The 17,781-nt window shown below is 53.3% G+C and carries 18 protein-coding genes; 15 read left to right on the forward strand and 3 right to left on the reverse strand.

The features are described from left to right. The first annotated feature begins 201 nt into the window (after positions 1–201). The 5 genes from EB241_RS03365 to EB241_RS03385 are packed head-to-tail and all read left to right on the forward strand — an operon-like array spanning position 202 to position 5,169. Complete coding sequence (locus tag EB241_RS03365) at positions 202–1,770, forward strand: ABC transporter substrate-binding protein (protein ID WP_124231804.1); 1,569 nt, start codon at positions 202–204, stop codon at positions 1,768–1,770. Next, positions 1,770–2,822 carry an ABC transporter permease gene (locus EB241_RS03370; protein WP_124231805.1) on the forward strand — a complete coding sequence of 351 codons (1,053 nt, stop codon included), beginning with the start codon at positions 1,770–1,772 and terminating at the stop codon, positions 2,820–2,822. The genes EB241_RS03365 and EB241_RS03370 overlap by 1 nt, the downstream gene beginning before the upstream one ends. Continuing rightward, the gene (locus EB241_RS03375) at positions 2,819–3,673 is read left to right on the forward strand and encodes an ABC transporter permease (protein ID WP_124231806.1); all 855 of its coding nucleotides are present in this window, start codon (positions 2,819–2,821) and stop codon (positions 3,671–3,673) included. Before EB241_RS03370 ends, EB241_RS03375 begins: the two co-directional genes overlap by 4 nt. Further along, positions 3,633–4,511 carry an ABC transporter ATP-binding protein gene (locus tag EB241_RS03380; protein ID WP_407644250.1) on the forward strand — a complete coding sequence of 293 codons (879 nt, stop codon included), beginning with the start codon at positions 3,633–3,635 and terminating at the stop codon, positions 4,509–4,511. The genes EB241_RS03375 and EB241_RS03380 overlap by 41 nt, the downstream gene beginning before the upstream one ends. Further along, the gene (locus EB241_RS03385) at positions 4,504–5,169 is read left to right on the forward strand and encodes an ABC transporter ATP-binding protein (protein ID WP_124232027.1); all 666 of its coding nucleotides are present in this window, start codon (positions 4,504–4,506) and stop codon (positions 5,167–5,169) included. The genes EB241_RS03380 and EB241_RS03385 overlap by 8 nt, the downstream gene beginning before the upstream one ends. A 78-nt stretch (positions 5,170–5,247) precedes the next feature. Here EB241_RS03385 and EB241_RS03390 read toward each other — a convergent pair whose 3' ends face one another. The 3 genes from EB241_RS03390 to EB241_RS03400 form a co-directional block, all read right to left on the reverse strand. Beyond that, complete coding sequence (locus tag EB241_RS03390; RefSeq protein ID WP_034933676.1) at positions 5,248–5,442, reverse strand: hypothetical protein; 195 nt, start codon at positions 5,440–5,442, stop codon at positions 5,248–5,250. A gap of 244 nt (positions 5,443–5,686) precedes the next feature. Next, positions 5,687–6,718, reverse strand: a complete 1,032-nt coding sequence (locus EB241_RS03395) for a methionine synthase (protein ID WP_124231808.1) — start codon at positions 6,716–6,718, stop codon at positions 5,687–5,689. Positions 6,719–6,746: 28 nt separating this feature from the next. Continuing rightward, on the reverse strand, positions 6,747–7,724 hold the full coding sequence (locus EB241_RS03400) for a DUF1852 domain-containing protein (RefSeq protein ID WP_124231809.1): 978 nt from the start codon (positions 7,722–7,724) through the stop codon (positions 6,747–6,749). Positions 7,725–8,894: 1,170 nt separating this feature from the next. Between EB241_RS03400 and EB241_RS03410 the strand changes: the two genes are divergently transcribed. The 10 genes from EB241_RS03410 (at position 8,895) to phnM (ending at position 17,781) form a co-directional block, all read left to right on the forward strand. Further along, the gene (locus tag EB241_RS03410; RefSeq protein ID WP_124231811.1) at positions 8,895–9,779 is read left to right on the forward strand and encodes an NAD(P)-dependent oxidoreductase; all 885 of its coding nucleotides are present in this window, start codon (positions 8,895–8,897) and stop codon (positions 9,777–9,779) included. Between the two features lie 25 nt (positions 9,780–9,804). Next, the gene (gene aepX / locus EB241_RS03415; protein ID WP_124231812.1) at positions 9,805–10,716 is read left to right on the forward strand and encodes a phosphoenolpyruvate mutase; all 912 of its coding nucleotides are present in this window, start codon (positions 9,805–9,807) and stop codon (positions 10,714–10,716) included. 179 nt (positions 10,717–10,895) lie between these two features. Beyond that, positions 10,896–12,044, forward strand: coding sequence for a phosphonopyruvate decarboxylase (gene aepY / locus EB241_RS03420; RefSeq protein ID WP_124231813.1), 1,149 nt, complete (start codon positions 10,896–10,898; stop codon positions 12,042–12,044). 99 nt (positions 12,045–12,143) lie between these two features. Continuing rightward, positions 12,144–12,599, forward strand: coding sequence for a phosphonate C-P lyase system protein PhnG (gene phnG / locus EB241_RS03425; protein ID WP_124231814.1), 456 nt, complete (start codon positions 12,144–12,146; stop codon positions 12,597–12,599). Continuing rightward, on the forward strand, positions 12,599–13,180 hold the full coding sequence (gene phnH / locus EB241_RS03430; RefSeq protein WP_124231815.1) for a phosphonate C-P lyase system protein PhnH: 582 nt from the start codon (positions 12,599–12,601) through the stop codon (positions 13,178–13,180). The genes phnG and phnH overlap by 1 nt, the downstream gene beginning before the upstream one ends. Beyond that, positions 13,180–14,268, forward strand: coding sequence for a carbon-phosphorus lyase complex subunit PhnI (locus EB241_RS03435; protein WP_124231816.1), 1,089 nt, complete (start codon positions 13,180–13,182; stop codon positions 14,266–14,268). Before phnH ends, EB241_RS03435 begins: the two co-directional genes overlap by 1 nt. Beyond that, on the forward strand, positions 14,261–15,109 hold the full coding sequence (locus EB241_RS03440; protein ID WP_124231817.1) for an alpha-D-ribose 1-methylphosphonate 5-phosphate C-P-lyase PhnJ: 849 nt from the start codon (positions 14,261–14,263) through the stop codon (positions 15,107–15,109). Before EB241_RS03435 ends, EB241_RS03440 begins: the two co-directional genes overlap by 8 nt. Next, the gene (gene phnK, locus EB241_RS03445) at positions 15,106–15,894 is read left to right on the forward strand and encodes a phosphonate C-P lyase system protein PhnK (RefSeq protein WP_124231818.1); all 789 of its coding nucleotides are present in this window, start codon (positions 15,106–15,108) and stop codon (positions 15,892–15,894) included. The genes EB241_RS03440 and phnK overlap by 4 nt, the downstream gene beginning before the upstream one ends. A 29-nt stretch (positions 15,895–15,923) precedes the next feature. Further along, positions 15,924–16,658 carry a phosphonate C-P lyase system protein PhnL gene (gene phnL / locus EB241_RS03450; RefSeq protein WP_124231819.1) on the forward strand — a complete coding sequence of 245 codons (735 nt, stop codon included), beginning with the start codon at positions 15,924–15,926 and terminating at the stop codon, positions 16,656–16,658. Then, positions 16,645–17,781 carry an alpha-D-ribose 1-methylphosphonate 5-triphosphate diphosphatase gene (gene phnM / locus EB241_RS03455; protein WP_124231820.1) on the forward strand — a complete coding sequence of 379 codons (1,137 nt, stop codon included), beginning with the start codon at positions 16,645–16,647 and terminating at the stop codon, positions 17,779–17,781. The genes phnL and phnM overlap by 14 nt, the downstream gene beginning before the upstream one ends.

A 17,781-nucleotide genomic window follows, 5' to 3' on the forward strand; every position in this document is an offset into this window, starting at 1 on the left:
TTCAGTAAAGCGTCAGCCCCCCGGAAGCCACGCCAGAAGTGAGCACTGTCCCTGTCCCGATAAATTGCCTGTTATTGTTAAACGTTTATAACCAATACCTTTTTTTATAACGTTTTTACATATTGATAGCGAATAATCTACTATTTATCTGGCGGGAAGCTCATTTAAACTCGCGAAAACATTTAAAGGTAAGGAAACGTCATGAAACTTGCAGTTCCATCTATGATTGCCGTGGCGCTGGCCAGTTCAGTCTCCGCTTACGCTGCGACACCACCCGATACCCTGGTGATTGCTCAGTCAATCGATGACGCCAGCAGCTTTGATCCGGCAGAAGGCTTTGAACTGACGTCAGTTCAGGCTTTTACCAATCTTTATCAACGCCTGGTACAGTCCGATCCGCAAAACCCCACAGACCTGAAGCCAACGCTGGCCTCGTCATGGCAACCCGGCAGCGATAATCGCAGCATGACCTTTACGCTGCGTGACGGGGCAAAATTTGCCTCTGGCAACCCGGTTCGCCCGGAAGACGTGATTTTTTCACTCAGCCGCGTGGTCAAACTGAATCTCGACCCGTCATTTATTCTGACCCAGCTGGGCTGGAACAAAGATAATGTCGATGCACAGCTGAAAAAGATTGACGATACCCATGTGCAGATCAGCTGGACCGCGAACGTCAGCCCAACCTATGTGTTAAGTCTGCTGGCGGCACCGGTGTCGTCTGTGGTCGATGAGAAAACCGTCTCGGCAAACGCCGGGAAAGGTGATTTCGGTAATAAGTGGCTGGCGACGCATTCCGCCGGCAGCGGCCCGTACCAGATCCGCAAATATATTCCGCACGAGGTGGTGTTGCTTTCCGCCAATCCCGGCTCTCCGGCAGGCGCACCAAAACTGAAGAACGTGTTGATCAAAAACGTGCCGGAGCCAGCAGCCCGCCGCCTGCTACTTGAGCAGGGCGACGCGGATATTGCCCGTAACCTCGGTGCCGATCAGATTGCGGCACTGAAGAACAAACAGGGTGTTACGCCGCTGGCGATCCCAATGGCATCGCTCTATTACCTCCAGTTCAACATTGATGCCAACCCGGTGCTGAAGAATCCGGCGCTGTGGCAGGCCTCCCGTTATCTTTTCGACTACCACGGTATCGCTGATGACCTGCTGAAAGGACAGTTCCAGGTTCATCAGTCATTCCTGCCGCAGGGTTTCCTCGGTGCATTGAATGACAACCCGTTCAGCTATGATCCAGAGAAGGCCAAAGCGATCCTCAGCAAGGCCGGACTGAAAAACGTCAGCTTCAGGTTGAGCGTCAGCAACCAGCCGCCTTATCTCGACATCGCTCAGGCCCTGCAGGCCAGCTTTGCCAAAGGCGGTATCAAAGTGGAGCTCATCCCGGGCTTGAGCAGCGAGATTGCCACCTCGGTGAAAGCGCACAACTATGAGGCCACGCTGAATGCCTGGGGAGCGGATTATTTCGATCCCAACACCAATGCCGCCGCCTTTGCTTACAACCCGGAAGATGGCAGTAAAACGCTGGCCTGGCGTTCCAACTGGCACATTCCTGAGCTGAACAGGCAAACGCTGGCCGCCACGGCAGAGAGCGATCCGGCTAAACGCGTCAAGCTCTATGAAGCGATGCAGCGCGAAGTGCAGCAACATTCCCCTTATGTCGTGGGATTGCAGGCACGCAATCTGCTGGCACTGAGAAGTAACCTTAAAGGCTACGTGCAGGGGATCAACCCGGATATGGTCTACTACAGCCAGGTCACCAAGTAATGGCAAGATTGGCTGCAAAAGCCGGGTCCGCCCGGCTGTTATGGCTGCGCGGCGGGCAGATAGCGACCGGCTTGCTGTCACTGGCGGTGACGCTGCTTGGCCTGCTGGCATTTACCTTTATGCTTTCCCATCTGTCGCCGGTCGACCCGGTATTACAGATTGCAGGCGATCACGCCAGTGAATCGACCTACGCACAGGTGCGTCGTGAACTGGGGCTGGACCAGCCGATACTGATGCAGTTTTGGTATTACCTGCCCCATCTCGTTCAGGGTGACCTGGGCATTTCCCGCCTTACCAGTCAGCCGGTGGCCAGTGATTTACTGCGAACCTTTCCGGCCACCATCGAACTGGCAACCTGCGCGATGTTTTTTGGTGCTTTTTTCGGCATTCTGCTGGCCCTGCTGGCCGCCTGGAAACCGGGTAGCCTGCTTGATAACCTTGCCCGGCTGATTTCACTGCTGGGTTACTCCGTGCCAGTGTTCTGGCTGGGGCTGTTGGGGCTGTTGCTGTTTTATGCCGTGCTGCACTGGTCCGCCGGTCCGGGACGGCTTGATGATATCTGGGTTTACACGCTGGAGCCAAAAACCGGTCTGCTGCTGGTGGACAGCTGGCTCTCCGGTGACCCGGAGATGTTCCGTAATGCCCTTGCTCATCTGTGGTTGCCGGTGGTGGTGCTTGGACTGCTGTCGATGGCCGGTATTACCCGCCTGCTTCGCGCCGCGCTGCTGGAAGAAAGCAGTAAAGAATATGTCACGCTGGCGCGGGCGAAAGGCGCGGGCCGTGGCCGTATTCTGCTGCTGCACGTTTTGCCAAATGTTCGGGGAACCCTGATTACCGTGCTGGCGCTCTCTTACGCTTCGCTGCTGGAAGGATCGGTACTCACCGAGACCGTCTTTGCCTGGCCTGGCGTGGGCCGCTATATGACCACCGCGCTGTTTGCTGCCGATACCCCGGCTATTCTTGGTTCCACGCTGCTGATTGGCGGCTGCTTTATCACCCTGAATGCGCTGGCAGATGCGTTAACCTGGCTCACCGATGCGAGGACCCGATGACGCAACATTTAACTGAACGTCAACCTGCGCTGCGCCGCCGCCGTGTGCGTGTTACTTCGCTGACCGTCGGTGGCATACTGGTGGCAATACTGGTGATCACCGCCCTGCTGGCCCCGCTGCTGGCCCCTTTTGATCCGAATGCACAGATGATGTCTGCCCGCCTGCTGCCGCCTTCGTCAGCACACTGGCTGGGTACCGATGGTTTTGGTCGCGATCTGCTCTCACGGGTGATCTACGGCGCGCGTCCCACCCTGCTGTTGGTATCGTTGATCCTGCTACTGACCATCCCGGTGGGCATGCTGATTGGTATTTGCGCTGGTTACCTTGGCGGCTGGACGGAGCGGCTGCTGATGCGTATTACCGATATTTTCCTGTCACTACCCAATCTGGTGATTGCGCTGGCGCTGGTGGCGATGCTGGGACCGGGGCTGTTGAATGGCGCACTGGCGCTGGCGCTGACCAGCTGGCCGCCTTTTGCCCGCCAGGCGCGGGCGGAGACGCTGGCACTGCGTCGCAGTGATTACCTTGCCGCCGCACGAATGCAGGGCATTAACGGCCTGCGCCTGATGTTCGGCCACATTTTACCGCTGTGTCTGCCCAGCGCGGTGGTGCGTGCGGCACTGAGCCTGGGCGGGATTATCCTGTCAGCGGCCGGGCTGGGTTTTCTGGGGATGGGGGTGCAGCCGCCCACCGCAGAATGGGGTTCAATGGTGGCCGAAGGAAGCAAAGTGATTTTCGATCAGTGGTGGGTTGCCGCCGCACCGGGTGGCGCAATTCTGTTTGCCAGCCTGGCCTTTAATCTGACGGGCGATGGCCTGCGTGACCGACTGGATAGCCGAAATGCCAACTGATACTTCCCCCGCGATCGTGGCGAAAGATCTGACCATCACCAGCGCCACGGGGGCAATTCTGGTCAACAATATCAGCTTTACCCTGGGGCGTGAGCGCGTGGCGCTGGTGGGTGAGTCCGGTTCCGGTAAATCCCTCACCGCACGTGGCCTGATGGGGCTGCTCTCACCCGCACTGCATTTGCAGGCCACCGCACTCAGTGTCGCCGGGGAAAATGCGCTTAGCCTCAGTGAACGCCGCTGGAGCAAGCTGCGCGGTAGCCAGCTGGCGATGGTGATGCAGGATCCCAAATACGCCCTTAATCCGATGCGTACCATTGGCTGGCAGGTTGCGGAGCCGTTGAAACTGCACGGCAGCCTGAGCCGGGCTGAGATCAAAGAAAAGGTCTGCGAAATGCTGTACGCAGTCGGCCTGCCCCGTCCCGCTGAACTGATGCAGCATTATCCGCATCAGCTTTCCGGTGGCATGGGACAAAGGGTGATGCTGGCCATCGCCCTGATCGCCGATCCGCAATTTCTGATTGCTGATGAGCCAACCTCCGCTCTCGATCACGCCATGCGCGATCAGGTGCTGGCGCTGATCCGTCGTCTGGTAGAACAACGGAATATGGGACTGTTGCTGATTAGCCATGATTTACAGCAGGTTGCTGAACATTGTGAACGCGTAATGGTGATGTACCAGGGCAGGATCCTTGACACACTGCCCGCCAGCGAACTGCCGCAGGCAACACATCCTTACACCCGCACGCTGTGGTCCTGCCGTCCGGGCAAAGCCACACATGGCAAGCCGCTACCGGTGCTGGATCGCGTGGCGCTGGAGACATACCGTGAACATGATTGAGTTGCAGACGCTGAGTGTTTCTCATCGCCAGGGGTATGAACAGCGGACCGTGGTCCACGATATCTCGCTCAACGTGGCTGGCGGAGAGTGCTTTGGCCTGGTCGGTCCTTCCGGCTGTGGTAAATCCTCGTTGCTGTGGGTAATAGCCGGGCTGAATGCAAACTGGCAAGGCAGTATGACGCTGGCCGGACATCAGGTAACGCCGGGGCGGCCATTCACCGGTCAGCTGAGACGGGATGTACAGATGGTATTTCAGGACCCTTACGCTTCCCTGCACCCACGACATCGCCTGCGCCGTACTCTGGCAGAACCGCTGAAGCGACTTAAGGTTGAGAACATCAATGCGCGAATTGACAGCGGCTTTCGCCATGTTGGCCTGGACCCCACCCTGGCCGATCGTTATCCCCATCAGCTGTCCGGTGGCCAACGGCAGCGCGTAGCCATCGTGCGGGCACTGCTACTGGAACCCAAAATTCTGTTACTGGATGAACCCACCTCAGCACTGGATATGTCGGTACAGGCAGAGATCCTCAACCTGCTTAACCGGCTAAAGCAGCAGGATAATCTGACCATGGTACTGGTCAGCCATGACCCGGATGTTGTCGATCATATGTGCGATCATGCGGTACGAATGGAGAGTGGGTATATTGTTGGCTGATCCCTGAGCGGTTGGGGCATTGTGCCTGTCTGGCGTATGATCAGACCGTCACCGGTCTGATCATTCATGCCATGTGCCTCAGGAAATCGCAGAATCAGCGGATTTCTTCTGTTTGTCGGCCTCAAAATGCGCTTTGAACTGTTCATAAACAGAGATCATATTTGAGGCATCTCCCTGCAGCGGGCTAAGTTTACCTGCCCGAACCAGCTCAATGACCAGTTGGAGAGCAGCCTGTTTCGGGCTGCTGGATGGATGAGAGATATCTGATGACATAGCGTAACGGCTTCCATGAAATTGAGTAAGTGTTAACTTTAACAACTTTCTCTGTTGCCGGGGAACGTTTTCCGTTTTCCCCGCAGCATGAGTCACGTTATTTTCTCACTTGCTTCAGCCCGTAGTAGCTGCATCGGATCGATTTGCGTCTGCGGCACGTTGATAATGGCCGCCGGGCTCCGTCGCCGACGTCACTTTGGCGACGGACCCGGTGTCAGAACATATCAAACTATCGCGGTATCAGTTACCGGGCCATCAGCTCTTTGCGGACGATTTCAGCGCCAGCGCTTAGCGCATGTAGTTTGTCCCGTGCGACCTGACGGGATAACGGGGTCATGCCGCAGTTGGTGGAAGGATAGAGCTTGTCGGCATCGACAAACTGCAGGAGTTTTCGCAGCGTATCGGCGACTTCCGCTGGTGTCTCAATAGTGTTGGTTGCCACATCAATGGCCCCCGCCATCACTTTTTTACCGCGAATAAGTTCAATCAGATCCAGCGGAACACGGGAGTTGTGGCATTCCAGCGAAATGATATCGATATTGGATGACTGCAGCTTTGGAAAAATTTCTTCATATTGCCGCCATTCTGACCCCAGCGTTTTTTTCCAGTCAGTATTGGCTTTGATGCCGTAACCGTAGCAAATATGTACAGCGGTTTCACAGCGCAGCCCTTCAATTGCCTTCTCAAGGGCAGCCATCCCCCAGTCATTCACCTCATCGAAAAAGACATTAAACGCAGGCTCATCAAACTGGATAATATCGACGCCGGCAGCCTCCAGCTCCCTCGCTTCCTGATTGAGTATTTTGGCGAACTCCCAGGCCAGTTTTTCACGACTTTTATAGTGGCTGTCATACAGCGTATCAATCATCGTCATCGGACCTGGCAATGCCCATTTAATGGGTTTACTGGTTTGCTGACGTAAGAATTTTGCATCTTCAACAAAAACAGGCTTCTGGCGGCTCACCGCATCAACGACCGTGGGGACACTCGCATCGTAGCGATTACGAATTTTAACGATTTCACGTTTTTCGAAGTCCACGCCGTTAAGGTGCTCAATAAAGGTGGTGACAAAATGCTGCCGCGTTTGCTCACCATCACTGACGATATCAATGCCCGCGCGCTCCTGGTCAGCCAGGCACAAACGCAGAGCATCCTTTTTACCTTCGATCAGTTCTTCGCCTTCCAGTTTCCAGGGCGACCACAGTGTCTCTGGTTGTGCCAGCCAGTTGGGCTTAGGCAGGCTGCCCGCGGTTGAAGTGGGTAACAAAATTTTCATAACAGATGACCTTATATTTTTTAATTAATCAGAGAACGTAATTAGCAGACCATTGCTCAAGAACCGTTCGGTACGGTTTGATGAAGTGCTCCTCGGTGAACTTTCCCTGCTCAACGGCCAGACGGCTTCGTTCTTCTCGGTCATAAAAAATTTGCGTTAATGCATAATCCTGGTTATTCAGGTCGGGTTGATAATCTTCACCCGCGACCGCATTAGCATTGTAAATCTCAGGTCGGTAGATCCTTTGAAAGGTTTCCATCGTGCTGATGGTACTGATAAGTTCCAGATCGGTGTAATCGTTGGTTAAATCACCGGAAAAATAAAAAGCCAACGGCGCAACGCTGTTTGCCGGCATAAAGTAGCGAGCCCGCAGCCCCATTTTGTTGAAATAGTGGTCAGTCATTGATGGTTTATCTTGCTGATATTCAACGCCCAGTACCGGATGCTGATGAGTGGTGCGATGGTAAATGTTTTTACTGGAAACACTCAGACAGATCACCGGCGACTTACTGAAATGGGCCTTGTAAGCATCTGAATTAACAAAACATTTAAACAACTTCCCGTGCAGGTCACCGAAGTTATCTGGCGTGGTAAAGTCGGGTTTGTTCTTATTGTGATCCAACAGCACTACGCTGAAGTCATAATCACGCACGTAAGAGGAAAAATTATTCCCAACAATACCTTCAACGCACTCGTTGGTTTCATGATCGATAATGTTTGTTTTTAATATTTCGATCACCGGAAAGGTATCGCCCTTGCCTTCAATATCCATCCCGACGGAAATAATTTCCAGCTTGACCGAATAACGATCTCCTTTAGGATTATTCCAATTCGCCAGGCTATTGAAACGATCGTCAATCATCGTTAAGGCATTGCGCAGGTTCTCCTGACGTTTGTTACCTCTGGCTAAATTAGCGAAATTGGTTGTAATGCGCGTATTTTCAGAAGGGTTGTAGTTTTCGTCAAAGGAGATGCTTTTAATCGTAAAGTTAAATTCGTTATTCATCGCGATGTTGTATCCTGGTTTCTGATATAAAACCTAAATTTTCCCCTGCTTTTTCAGCAAATTAAAACTTTTTTGCGGTTTTATTGTTCAGTTATCTTCATATTTTCTGGAACTCATAGCACTGCATACTTTATGCCAGAGTCGCTGATTGAGTAAAAGTGATTTAATTTCACCGGAACATGAGCCATCTTCATGATTTGCCGCAGGGGTGAGTTGCTCTGCCGCAGGATCCACAGGCGCACAATCGACTGAGGCTGAAAGCAGTCCATCATGCCGCTGTTTTCAGCGGATTTAAAGGGTGATAAGCCCGTTTTTCGCTCTGCTGGTACTTCGCCCCTGTTCAGGCAATATGGCTTACGTTGACATGACGTTATCGCCAGTCGTTCTCTTCGCAATGTCAATGGCTCCGGGAACGATGCCAGCCAATGCACGATACCATCGCTCCCGCCATCAGGATGTGGCGTGGTGACGGTATCGTGCACTGGCTGGGCGCGGATCAGGGAATGCGCGGATAAGGACCCCTTGAGTTTCATGCACGTTTTCAGATGCCGATATCAGGGTTTGCAGGAACGTATGTGGTTTCCGCCACCGTCCTGTGGTTTACCACCTTCAGTGGACGTCCTGTGCAGGCAACAGAATTGTCTCTCTGTTCGCTCAGTCACGATCGGTCGTCCGGCTCAGGGCCCCCACACTGCCAACCTGCCGGGATCACAGCCGTGTGTACGGCAAGCTTCAGTACCAACATGATTTAGGTTTCTGTCCGCTTCCACGCCTTTTAGCTCGGCAATAAGTCAGATGCTCGTCACCACAGGCGTTGCAGATGACACTCTCCTTATATAGCGAAATATGCCGTCAGTCTCCCGGAAGTGAATGACGACATTATGCGGGATGGTGACAGAGATTGACGATCCCAGACGGCCATTTACCAGACCTGGGTAGAACAAATATCTGCTAACAGCTAAGAAATGCATTTAAAACACCTTATGAACTGGAAAGATTTATTTTATGTAATTAAATTAATAGCCAAGCAGGAAAAATAATAATCATGAGTAAAAGTGCTAATCTGAATAACTATTTTCCCCTTTCAAAGATAAAAAAAACATCTATCTTGAAATAGTTATCTGCATATTTAATTCCGTTATATTTTCACCAATAAAACTGAGTAAAAAAATGAAATCAGAGATTAAAATTGTTGGCACGGGATCATTAGGATCGGCGCTGGCAAGAAGGTTACTTGATTGTGGCTATCCGGTAGCGGCATTCAACCGGACCGCCAGTAAAGCCGAGGCACTTGTCGGTTATGGTGCAAGGGTCATTACTGATGTGAATAAGGTTTTTGATGACCATCAGAGTATTGTTATCGTCTGTTTAAAAGATGCAGACAGTATCATATCTACCTTTGCGCCACTGTCAGCGCACAGTGATAAACAGAATAATAAAATCCTCGTCATGAATACCAGTACCCTTGGACCCTCAGAATCTGTTCGTGTTGAAGCATTTATGCGGACACTTTCTGTTGAATACGTGGAACTGCCTGTTTCCGGTGGGCCGGAAGGCGCCATTCAGGGTCGACTGGTCGCTTATATCGGCCCGGTGAGCGACAGTTTTCGGGCGGACATACTGGATATCGCCTCCCTTCTCTGTCATTGCTATTCATTAATGAAAAGCAATTATCATGCGCAGGCAATGAAAGTGATCAATAACTACTGTGAAGCCATGAATATGGCGGTGGCGTCTGAAGCGGTTTATTTTGCTGAAAAGATAGGGCTGTCGAAAGACGACATTTGCAAAACGTTACCCATGGGAAGGGGCCGTTCTGTTTATATGGATGTCCTGCTGGATAAATATCAGCGAAGCGACCACAGTATCTCTTTCCCGTTGGATCTTCGGGTTAAAGATCTGAAGTTAGTCGCTCAAATGTTTGACGATACAAATGTCCGAAGTTTTTTTTATTCACAACTCTCCTCTGCCTATGACAAAGCGTTAATGGCCAACCACAGTCGTGTTGATCAGAGTGCCTACCTTAATTTCTTCAAAAATTATAACAAAAATTAATTTATTCACCCAACAGGAAATCATCATGAAAAAAGACCAGTATATTACCAGCATTACGCCTGATAAGCGCCGCCATGCCCTGAAACAGGCGCTGGAAAGTAAGCAAAGTATCCGGGTTATGGAAACCCACAGCCCACTGGCTGCGTTGTTGGTGGAGCAGGCAAATTATTATCAAAACGGACAATCAATTGAATTTGACGCCTTTTGGTCCAGTTCATTAACCGACTCAACCGTGCGCGGCAAACCTGATATTGAACTCCTGTCATTAACCAGCCGTTTAAATAGCATTGCGGAAATTTTTGACGTAACCAGAAAACCGTTAATCCTTGACGGTGATACCGGCGGACAGGTAGCGCATTTACCTTATCATATTAATGCTGCCGAGAAATTAGGCATATCTTCGATTATCATTGAAGATAAAACAGGTCTGAAAAAGAACTCGCTGTTCGGCACGGAAGTAAAACAAATGCAGGATGATCCCGTCTGTTTCGCTGAAAAAATAGCGGCGGCCAAAGCGGCACAGCTCACCGATGACTTTATGGTTATCGCCCGCGTGGAAAGCTTAATTCTGGATGCAGGAATGACCGATGCTGTCGACCGGGCATTGCTCTACGCTGAAGCGGGTGCAGATGGCATCATGATCCATAGCCGTAAAAAAGATCCTAAAGAAATTATTGAATTTTGTAGTATTTTTAAAAAGTCATCACCCAACACACCGCTGGTCTGTGTACCAACCAGCTTTAACGATATTACCTTTGATCAGTTAACAGACTACGGTTTTAATATCGTTATTTATGCCAATCATTTACTTCGCGCGTCTTATCCTGCCATGCGAAATATCCTTGAAGATATATTAAAAAATGGCCGAACGCTGGAAATTGAAGACAGGTGTATGCCAATAAAAGACATTCTCGAACTGATCCCCGGAACAAAATAAGACAACAAAAAATATATTGATTTTAATTTCCGTTTGACTATTTAAAAACCTGGTCCACCGGGCGTCATTGTCGTGGCCAGAGCGGACAAGGCCATCAATGTGTAGAACCGCAGGTCAGAATAATGGGCGCTGCCCGGCAAATAAAAAAGTCTGATGGGCCAGACGCTGAGAGAGATATTATGATTACGTCAACCGACCTTATTGCATTATTAAGCAGTCACGGTGTGAATTTTTATACCGGGGTGCCTGATTCACTGTTAAAAGAATTTTGCCAGACGATTACCGTTGCCGGAGAAAATATTACTCATGTCATGGCCTGTAATGAAGGCGCGGCAATGGGGATTGCTATCGGCCACCATCTGGCTACCGGCCATATTCCGGCAGTCTATTTACAAAACTCAGGACTGGGCAATTTAATCAATCCCTGTTGCTCGCTGGCTGATACCCATGTCTACGCCATCCCGTCCCTGCTGATTATCGGCTGGCGTGGCGAGCTGGCAGACGACGGCAGGCAGCTACATGATGAGCCACAGCACGTTAAACAAGGCAAGGTAACGCTGTCGTTACTGGAAACGCTGGATATTCCTTATGTGGTTATTGACGCTAAACAGGATAACTGGGCAGCCCGCGTGGCGGCCCTGCTCAGGCAGGCACAGCAGGAGCAGCGCCCCGTGGCGCTGGTATGCAGAAAAAACACCTTTGCGCCAATGCCCGGTGGCAGCCATCCCGACAATCCGGTGGCGGAAAAAGCAGTGATGACCCGTGAAGAGATCGTCGCCTGCTGTCTGGAAATGCTGCCGCCTTCGGTTCCTGTCGTCAGCACAACGGGTATGTTGTCGCGTGAACTGTTCGAATTGCGTGCACAGCAACAGCATGGTCATGAAAAAGACTTTCTTACCGTGGGCGGTATGGGCCACGCCTCCCAGATCGCGCTGGGCATTGCCTTAGCCAGTCCGCACAAGCGGATCGTCTGTATAGACGGTGATGGTGCGGTACTGATGCATTTAGGAGGACTGACCAACACGGCGCGCGCAAACAACATACTGCATATTGTCGTCAATAACGGGGCGCATGCCTCGGTGGGTGGCCAGGTCACTATCGCCGCCGATCTGTGTCTGTCGGATATCGCTCGCGCTGCCGGTTATCACCATGCCGAAACCGTCACCACGCCGGCGGAATTAGCGCTTAGCCTGACCAACGCCTTATCACAGCCCTACAGCACCTTTATCGAAGTGTGTTGCCGTACCGGACACCGGGCCGATCTTGGGCGGCCAACGCGCACGCCCATCGAAAATAAAACTGACTTTATGCAGTTTGTCCAGGCCTGACCCGGCACACCCGCCGCGCTCTGCCGGCAAAGGTGTGAGACCAACCGGGTCGACAGCGCAAAGGCATTCACCCGCTATCAATGTTGACAGGACAGGCAAATGATTAATACATCCACTCGCCAGCACTGGATGTCAGTACTGGCCCACAGCCCGGCATCAGAACTAGCCAAACGGTGGCAGTCGCTCCACCTGGACGTCGGATATCATCTGATCAGGCCGCCGGAGATCGGCCTGATACAGGTTCAGGGGCGTATGGGCGGTGAAGGAAACCGCTTCTTGATGGGGGACGTCACCGTTACGCGCGCGGTGGTTCAGCTTGCCGAACGTGAGAGCAACGACTACGGCTACAGCTATGTTATCGGTCGTGATAAAGCCCACGCCGAACTCAGCGCGCTGATTGACGCGCTGCTGCAACAGCCCCCGCAACATGAATTACTTCAGACCAGGCTGATCGCCCCGTTAGATAAACAGCTGAACGCCAGACGGGCGCGGCGGGCACAGGACGTTGCCACCAGCCAGGTCGATTTCTTCACGCTGGTAAGGGGAGAAGACTGATGGAGCTGCTGAAAGGATTTTCCGATCCCGTTGCCGATGCGCAACGTACATTCCGCCTGGTGTTGAAGGCGATGAGCGAACCCGGCCAGATAGTCACCTTCACCGACTGTCCTGACTGGCAGCCGCTGTCTCCAGCCATTTGCGCCGCCTTGCTGACGCTGGCCGACCGGGATACCCCGCTCTATCTGACCCCGCTGCTATGCAATGAGCAGATTTGCCATAACCTGCGTTTCCACACCGGCGTGACGCTGACAGAGCAGCCCGCTGAGGCTGAACTGGCGGTACTGGATGAGGCGTTTCCCGCCCGGCTGCTGGAGGCGTTTGCCTGTGGCAACAGCGAATCGCCCCATAACAGCACCACGCTGCTTATTGATCTGCCCACCTTTACCGATGCGCCGCCGCTTCGCATCAGCGGTCCCGGTATTGAATTCCCCCGCACCGTTAATCTTCCACTCCCTGAGGCTGTCAGGGGCTACCTTCTTCAGCGGCCGACCCCCTTTCCTCTGGGGCTGGATTTTATTTTTACCCGTGGCCGGCAGTTACTGGCCATTCCACGCACAACCCATGTGGAGGTGGACTAATGTATGTTGCAGTTAAAGGCGGCGAAAAAGCGATTACCGCCGCACATCGCCTGCAGGCTCGTCAGCGACGGGGCGATGAAACTGAGAATGAACTCGCCTGCCAGCAAATAGAAAACCAGCTGGAACTGGGCGTACAACGGGTGATGAATGAAGGTGGCATCTACGATCCGCCGCTGGCGGCGCTTGCCATTAAACAGGCCAGCGGCGACCTGGTGGAAGCGATATTCTTACTGCGGGCCTATCGCACAACGCTGCCGCGATGGATGGCAAGCTCACCGCCCGATATGGCAAATATCAGGCTGGAGCGGCGTATCTCCGCCATTTATAAGGATCTGCCCGGCGGCCAGCTTCTTGGGCCAACCTACGATTACACCCATCGTCTGCTCGACTTTACCCTGTTGGAGCCCCACCGCCCGGCACCGCAGAGCCCGCCCGACGAGCCGGGTGACACTGCGGAGGCCACCTCCTGTCCACGCATTTTCGCCATGATGGCCCGCGAAGGGTTGATTGTTGCCGAACAGGATGATGGCAGTGAACCCGACGATATTACCCGCTATCCCATCAGCTATCCCTGTAGCCGTTCAGCCCGCTTACAGCAGCTGGTCAGAACCGATGAAGGCTTTTTGCTGGCATTGGGTTATTCCATCCAGCGCGGCTATGGGCGTAACCACCCCTTTGTCGGCGAAATCCGCACGGGCTATGTCAGTCTGAGCTGCATACCGGAAGAGTTGGGGTTTGCGATTGCAATCGGTGAAATCCTGCTGACCGAATGTGAAATGATCAACAACATCAAAACCGACGACACCGGGCGTCCCCACTTTACCCGCGGCTACGGCCTGGTGTTTGGCAGAGCGGAGCGTAAAGCGATGTCCGTGGCGTTGGTCGATCGCGCGTTGCGGGCCAGTGAATATGGCGAAGCGATCGCCAGCCCGGCCCAGGATGAAGAGTTTGTGCTTTCTCACGCCGACAGCGTGGATGCTTCAGGATTTATCTCTCACCTGAAACTTCCTCACTATGTCGATTTCCAGTCTGAAATGGATCTGCTCAGACAGTTGCAGCGTGACTTTGAGGAGCAACGCCATGAATGATGACAGATTAACCGGCTACAACATGGGATATCTCGACGAACAAAGCAAACGGATGATCCGTCGGGCGATCCTCAAGGCCGTCGCCATCCCCGGTTTTCAGGTGCCCTTTGCCGGCCGCGAAATGCCCATGCCTTATGGCTGGGGCACCGGTGGCATTCAGGTCACCGCCAGCCTGATTGGGCATGAGGATACGCTGAAGGTGATCGACCAGGGGGCGGATGATACCACCAACGCGGTTTCCATCCGCCAGTTCTTCCAGCGGGTGGCGAATGTCGCCACCACAACCCGCACCAGCGAAGCCAGTCTGATTCAGACCCGACACCGTATCCCCGAAACACCGCTGCGCGCTGACCAGATTATGGTTTATCAGGTACCGATCCCTGAACCATTGCGCTTTATCGAACCACGTGAAACGGAAACGCGAAAAATGCACGCGCTGGAAGAATATGGCGTGATGCATGTGAAACTGTATGAAGATATCGCCCACTTCGGGCATATCGCCACCACTTACGCCTATCCGGTGCTGATCAATAACCGTTATGTGATGGACCCCTCGCCCATCCCCAAATTCGATAATCCGAAAATGAATATGGTGCCTGCATTGCAGTTATTTGGCGCCGGGCGGGAAAAAAGGATCTATGCCCTGCCGCCTTTCACCCCGGTGAAAAGCCTGGATTTTGAGGATTATCCTTTCGCCATACAGCAGTGGAATGAACCCTGTGCGCTCTGTGGCGCCGAAAACAGCTTTCTGGATGAGGTGGTGCTCGACGACCAGGGGAACCGCATGTTTGTCTGCTCCGACACGGACTATTGCCAGCAACAACAGGAGCAGAGAGGATGAAAACAGTATCCCTACCGCAGCGTCCTCTGCTGCGCGTCAACAACCTGAGCCACCTTTACGCACCCGGCAAAGGGTTCAGCGACGTTGGTTTCGAACTCTATCCCGGCGAAGTATTAGGCATCGTCGGCGAGTCCGGTTCAGGTAAAAGTACCTTACTCAATGCACTGTCCGGGCGTTTGCCACCGCAACAGGGCCACATTACCTACATCGACCGCAATGATGCAGAGCTGGACGTCTACGGCATCAGCGAGAACCGTCGGCGGCAGTTACTGCGCCATGAATGGGGCGTCGTTTATCAGCACGCGCTTGATGGCCTGCGTCCGCGCGTTTCCGCTGGCGGCAATATCGGGGAGCGGCTGATGGCCGTCGGACACCGTAATTACAGCCATATCCGCCAACAGGCAGAGCACTGGCTGGAGAGCGTTGAGATCCCTGCCGGGCGCCTTGATGACATCCCCCTCACCTTTTCCGGCGGTATGCAGCAACGCCTGCAAATTGCCTGCAATCTGGTGACCTCGCCAAAATTGATCTTTATGGATGAGCCGACCAGCGGACTGGATGTCTCTGTCCAGGCTCGCCTGCTGGATTTGTTGCGCAATCTGGTGAGGGAAATGGGCCTGGCGGTGATTATTGTCACCCACGATCTTGGCGTGGCACGGCTGCTGACCCACCGACTGATGGTCATGCAGCGTGGGCGCATTGTGGAAAGCGGCCTGACTGATCGGGTACTTGACGATCCGCTTCATCCCTACACCCAGCTGCTGACAGCATCGGTCCTGATGTAGCCAGACAGTCACTATACAGAGAGCAACCTATGCATCATTCAACATCCCGAATACAGGTGGCGGTAGAACACCTGTCTAAAACTTTTGTTCTGCATAATCAGTTTGGCATCCGGCTGGCGGTGTTGTCGGATATCAATCTCCAGGTTGAAAAAGGCCAGTGTATGGCACTGCATGGAGAGTCCGGCTGCGGAAAATCCACCCTGTTGCGCACGCTCTATGCCAATTATCAGGCGGATGCCGGCCATATCTGGATCAACCATCATCAACAGCCGACAGATATCGTCACCGCCAGCGCACGCACCATTTTTGCTATCCGTCGCGAGACGCTGGGTTGGGTAAGCCAGTTTTTACGCGTCATTCCGCGTATCAGTACCTTAAATGTGGTGATCCAGCCGCTACTGGAACAGGGCGTGGAAAAAGCAGAATGTGAGGAAAGAGCAAAACGGCTACTGTCCCGGCTGCATATCCCGTCACGCCTGTGGTCCCTGGCACCCTCGACGTTTTCCGGCGGCGAGCAGCAGCGCATCAATATCGCGCGGGGCTTTATTGTCGATTACCCGGTTCTGCTCCTTGATGAACCGACCGCATCGCTGGACGATAAAAATCGTCAGACCGTCGCAACGCTGATTGAAGAAGCCAAACAGCGCGGCAGCACCATTATCGGCATCTTCCACGACAGGGAAATCCGCGAACGCGTGGCAGATACCCTGTTTACCCTGCCGATTTGTGTGGCAGAACAGGAGAAAAGCCATGATTATCAATAACGTTCATATGGTTCTGCAAGAGGAAGTTCTGTTTGGCTCACTCGAAATAACCGACGGGATCATTCGCCATTGTTCTGCAACGACCAGCCGTCTACCGCAGGCGCTGGATGGTGAAGGTGGATGGCTGTTGCCGGGTCTGATTGAACTGCACACCGATAATCTGGATAAACATTTTACCCCACGCCCTGGTGTCAGCTGGCCGGCGGCTTCCGCCATGAAAAATCATGATGCGGCCATCATCAGCAGCGGTATCACCACCGTGCTGGATGCGGTCGCCATTGGCGATGTCCGGGCAGGCGGCGACCGCCTGGATAATGTACAAAAAATGATCGACGCCATCCGTTACAGCCAGCAACAACACCTGAACAGAGCCGAACACTTTCTGCATTTACGCTGCGAGTTACCTCATCCGACAACGCAGACTCTCTTCAGTCAGTTGAAAAAGACGCCGGAATTACGCCTGGTTTCATTAATGGATCACTCTCCGGGCCAGAGGCAGTTTGTTTCAGCGGAAAAATATCGCACCTATTATCAGGGGAAATATCACCTCAACGACGGCCAGATGGATGAGTTTACCCGGCAACAGCTTGCCTTTGCTGAACGCTGGTCACAGCCAAACCGCGAAGCGATCGCCGCGCAATGTCGCCAGTTGGGGCTGACCTTATCCAGCCACGATGACGCAACGGTCGCACACATTGACGACGCCTGTCGCTCAGGCGTGGTTATCGCCGAGTTCCCCACCACCCCGGAAGCCGCGCAATCGGCACAGCAACACGGACTGCAGGTGTTGATGGGCGCACCTAACGTGATCCGCGGCAAATCACACTCCGGCAATGTATCGGCCAGGGCACTGGCCCAGAGCGGGTTACTCACCATGCTTTCATCGGATTATTACCCCGGCAGCCTGCTGGATGCGGTGTTCAAACTTGCCGATGATGAAACCATCCCCTGTTCCCTGCCGCAGGCGGTCGCGATGGCGTCCCTGACACCCGCAGGTGCGCTGGGGCTTGACGATCGCGGCACCATTAATGAAGGAAAACGTGCCGATCTGGTACTGGTACGGGAATGCAACGGCGAACCCCACATTCAGAGGGTGTGGAGCCGTGGCCGGAGGGTGTTTTGA

Source organism: Erwinia psidii, from assembly GCF_003846135.1.
In the GTDB taxonomy this organism is placed as follows: domain Bacteria; phylum Pseudomonadota; class Gammaproteobacteria; order Enterobacterales; family Enterobacteriaceae; genus Erwinia; species Erwinia psidii.

Coding starts and splice junctions, on each gene's coding strand:
- EB241_RS03410 (WP_124231811.1), top strand. CDS start 8,895: ATGAAATCAGAGATTAAAATTGTTGGCACGGGATCATTAGGATCGGCG.
- EB241_RS03375 (WP_124231806.1), top strand. CDS start 2,819: ATGACGCAACATTTAACTGAACGTCAACCTGCGCTGCGCCGCCGCCGT.
- EB241_RS03385 (WP_124232027.1), top strand. CDS start 4,504: ATGATTGAGTTGCAGACGCTGAGTGTTTCTCATCGCCAGGGGTATGAA.
- aepY (WP_124231813.1), top strand. CDS start 10,896: ATGATTACGTCAACCGACCTTATTGCATTATTAAGCAGTCACGGTGTG.
- EB241_RS03380 (WP_407644250.1), top strand. CDS start 3,633: ATGGCCTGCGTGACCGACTGGATAGCCGAAATGCCAACTGATACTTCC.
- phnH (WP_124231815.1), top strand. CDS start 12,599: ATGGAGCTGCTGAAAGGATTTTCCGATCCCGTTGCCGATGCGCAACGT.
- EB241_RS03400 (WP_124231809.1), bottom strand. CDS start 7,724: ATGAATAACGAATTTAACTTTACGATTAAAAGCATCTCCTTTGACGAA.
- EB241_RS03395 (WP_124231808.1), bottom strand. CDS start 6,718: ATGAAAATTTTGTTACCCACTTCAACCGCGGGCAGCCTGCCTAAGCCC.
- phnM (WP_124231820.1), top strand. CDS start 16,645: ATGATTATCAATAACGTTCATATGGTTCTGCAAGAGGAAGTTCTGTTT.
- EB241_RS03440 (WP_124231817.1), top strand. CDS start 14,261: ATGAATGATGACAGATTAACCGGCTACAACATGGGATATCTCGACGAA.
- phnK (WP_124231818.1), top strand. CDS start 15,106: ATGAAAACAGTATCCCTACCGCAGCGTCCTCTGCTGCGCGTCAACAAC.
- aepX (WP_124231812.1), top strand. CDS start 9,805: ATGAAAAAAGACCAGTATATTACCAGCATTACGCCTGATAAGCGCCGC.
- phnG (WP_124231814.1), top strand. CDS start 12,144: ATGATTAATACATCCACTCGCCAGCACTGGATGTCAGTACTGGCCCAC.
- phnL (WP_124231819.1), top strand. CDS start 15,924: ATGCATCATTCAACATCCCGAATACAGGTGGCGGTAGAACACCTGTCT.
- EB241_RS03435 (WP_124231816.1), top strand. CDS start 13,180: ATGTATGTTGCAGTTAAAGGCGGCGAAAAAGCGATTACCGCCGCACAT.
- EB241_RS03390 (WP_034933676.1), bottom strand. CDS start 5,442: ATGTCATCAGATATCTCTCATCCATCCAGCAGCCCGAAACAGGCTGCT.
- EB241_RS03370 (WP_124231805.1), top strand. CDS start 1,770: ATGGCAAGATTGGCTGCAAAAGCCGGGTCCGCCCGGCTGTTATGGCTG.
- EB241_RS03365 (WP_124231804.1), top strand. CDS start 202: ATGAAACTTGCAGTTCCATCTATGATTGCCGTGGCGCTGGCCAGTTCA.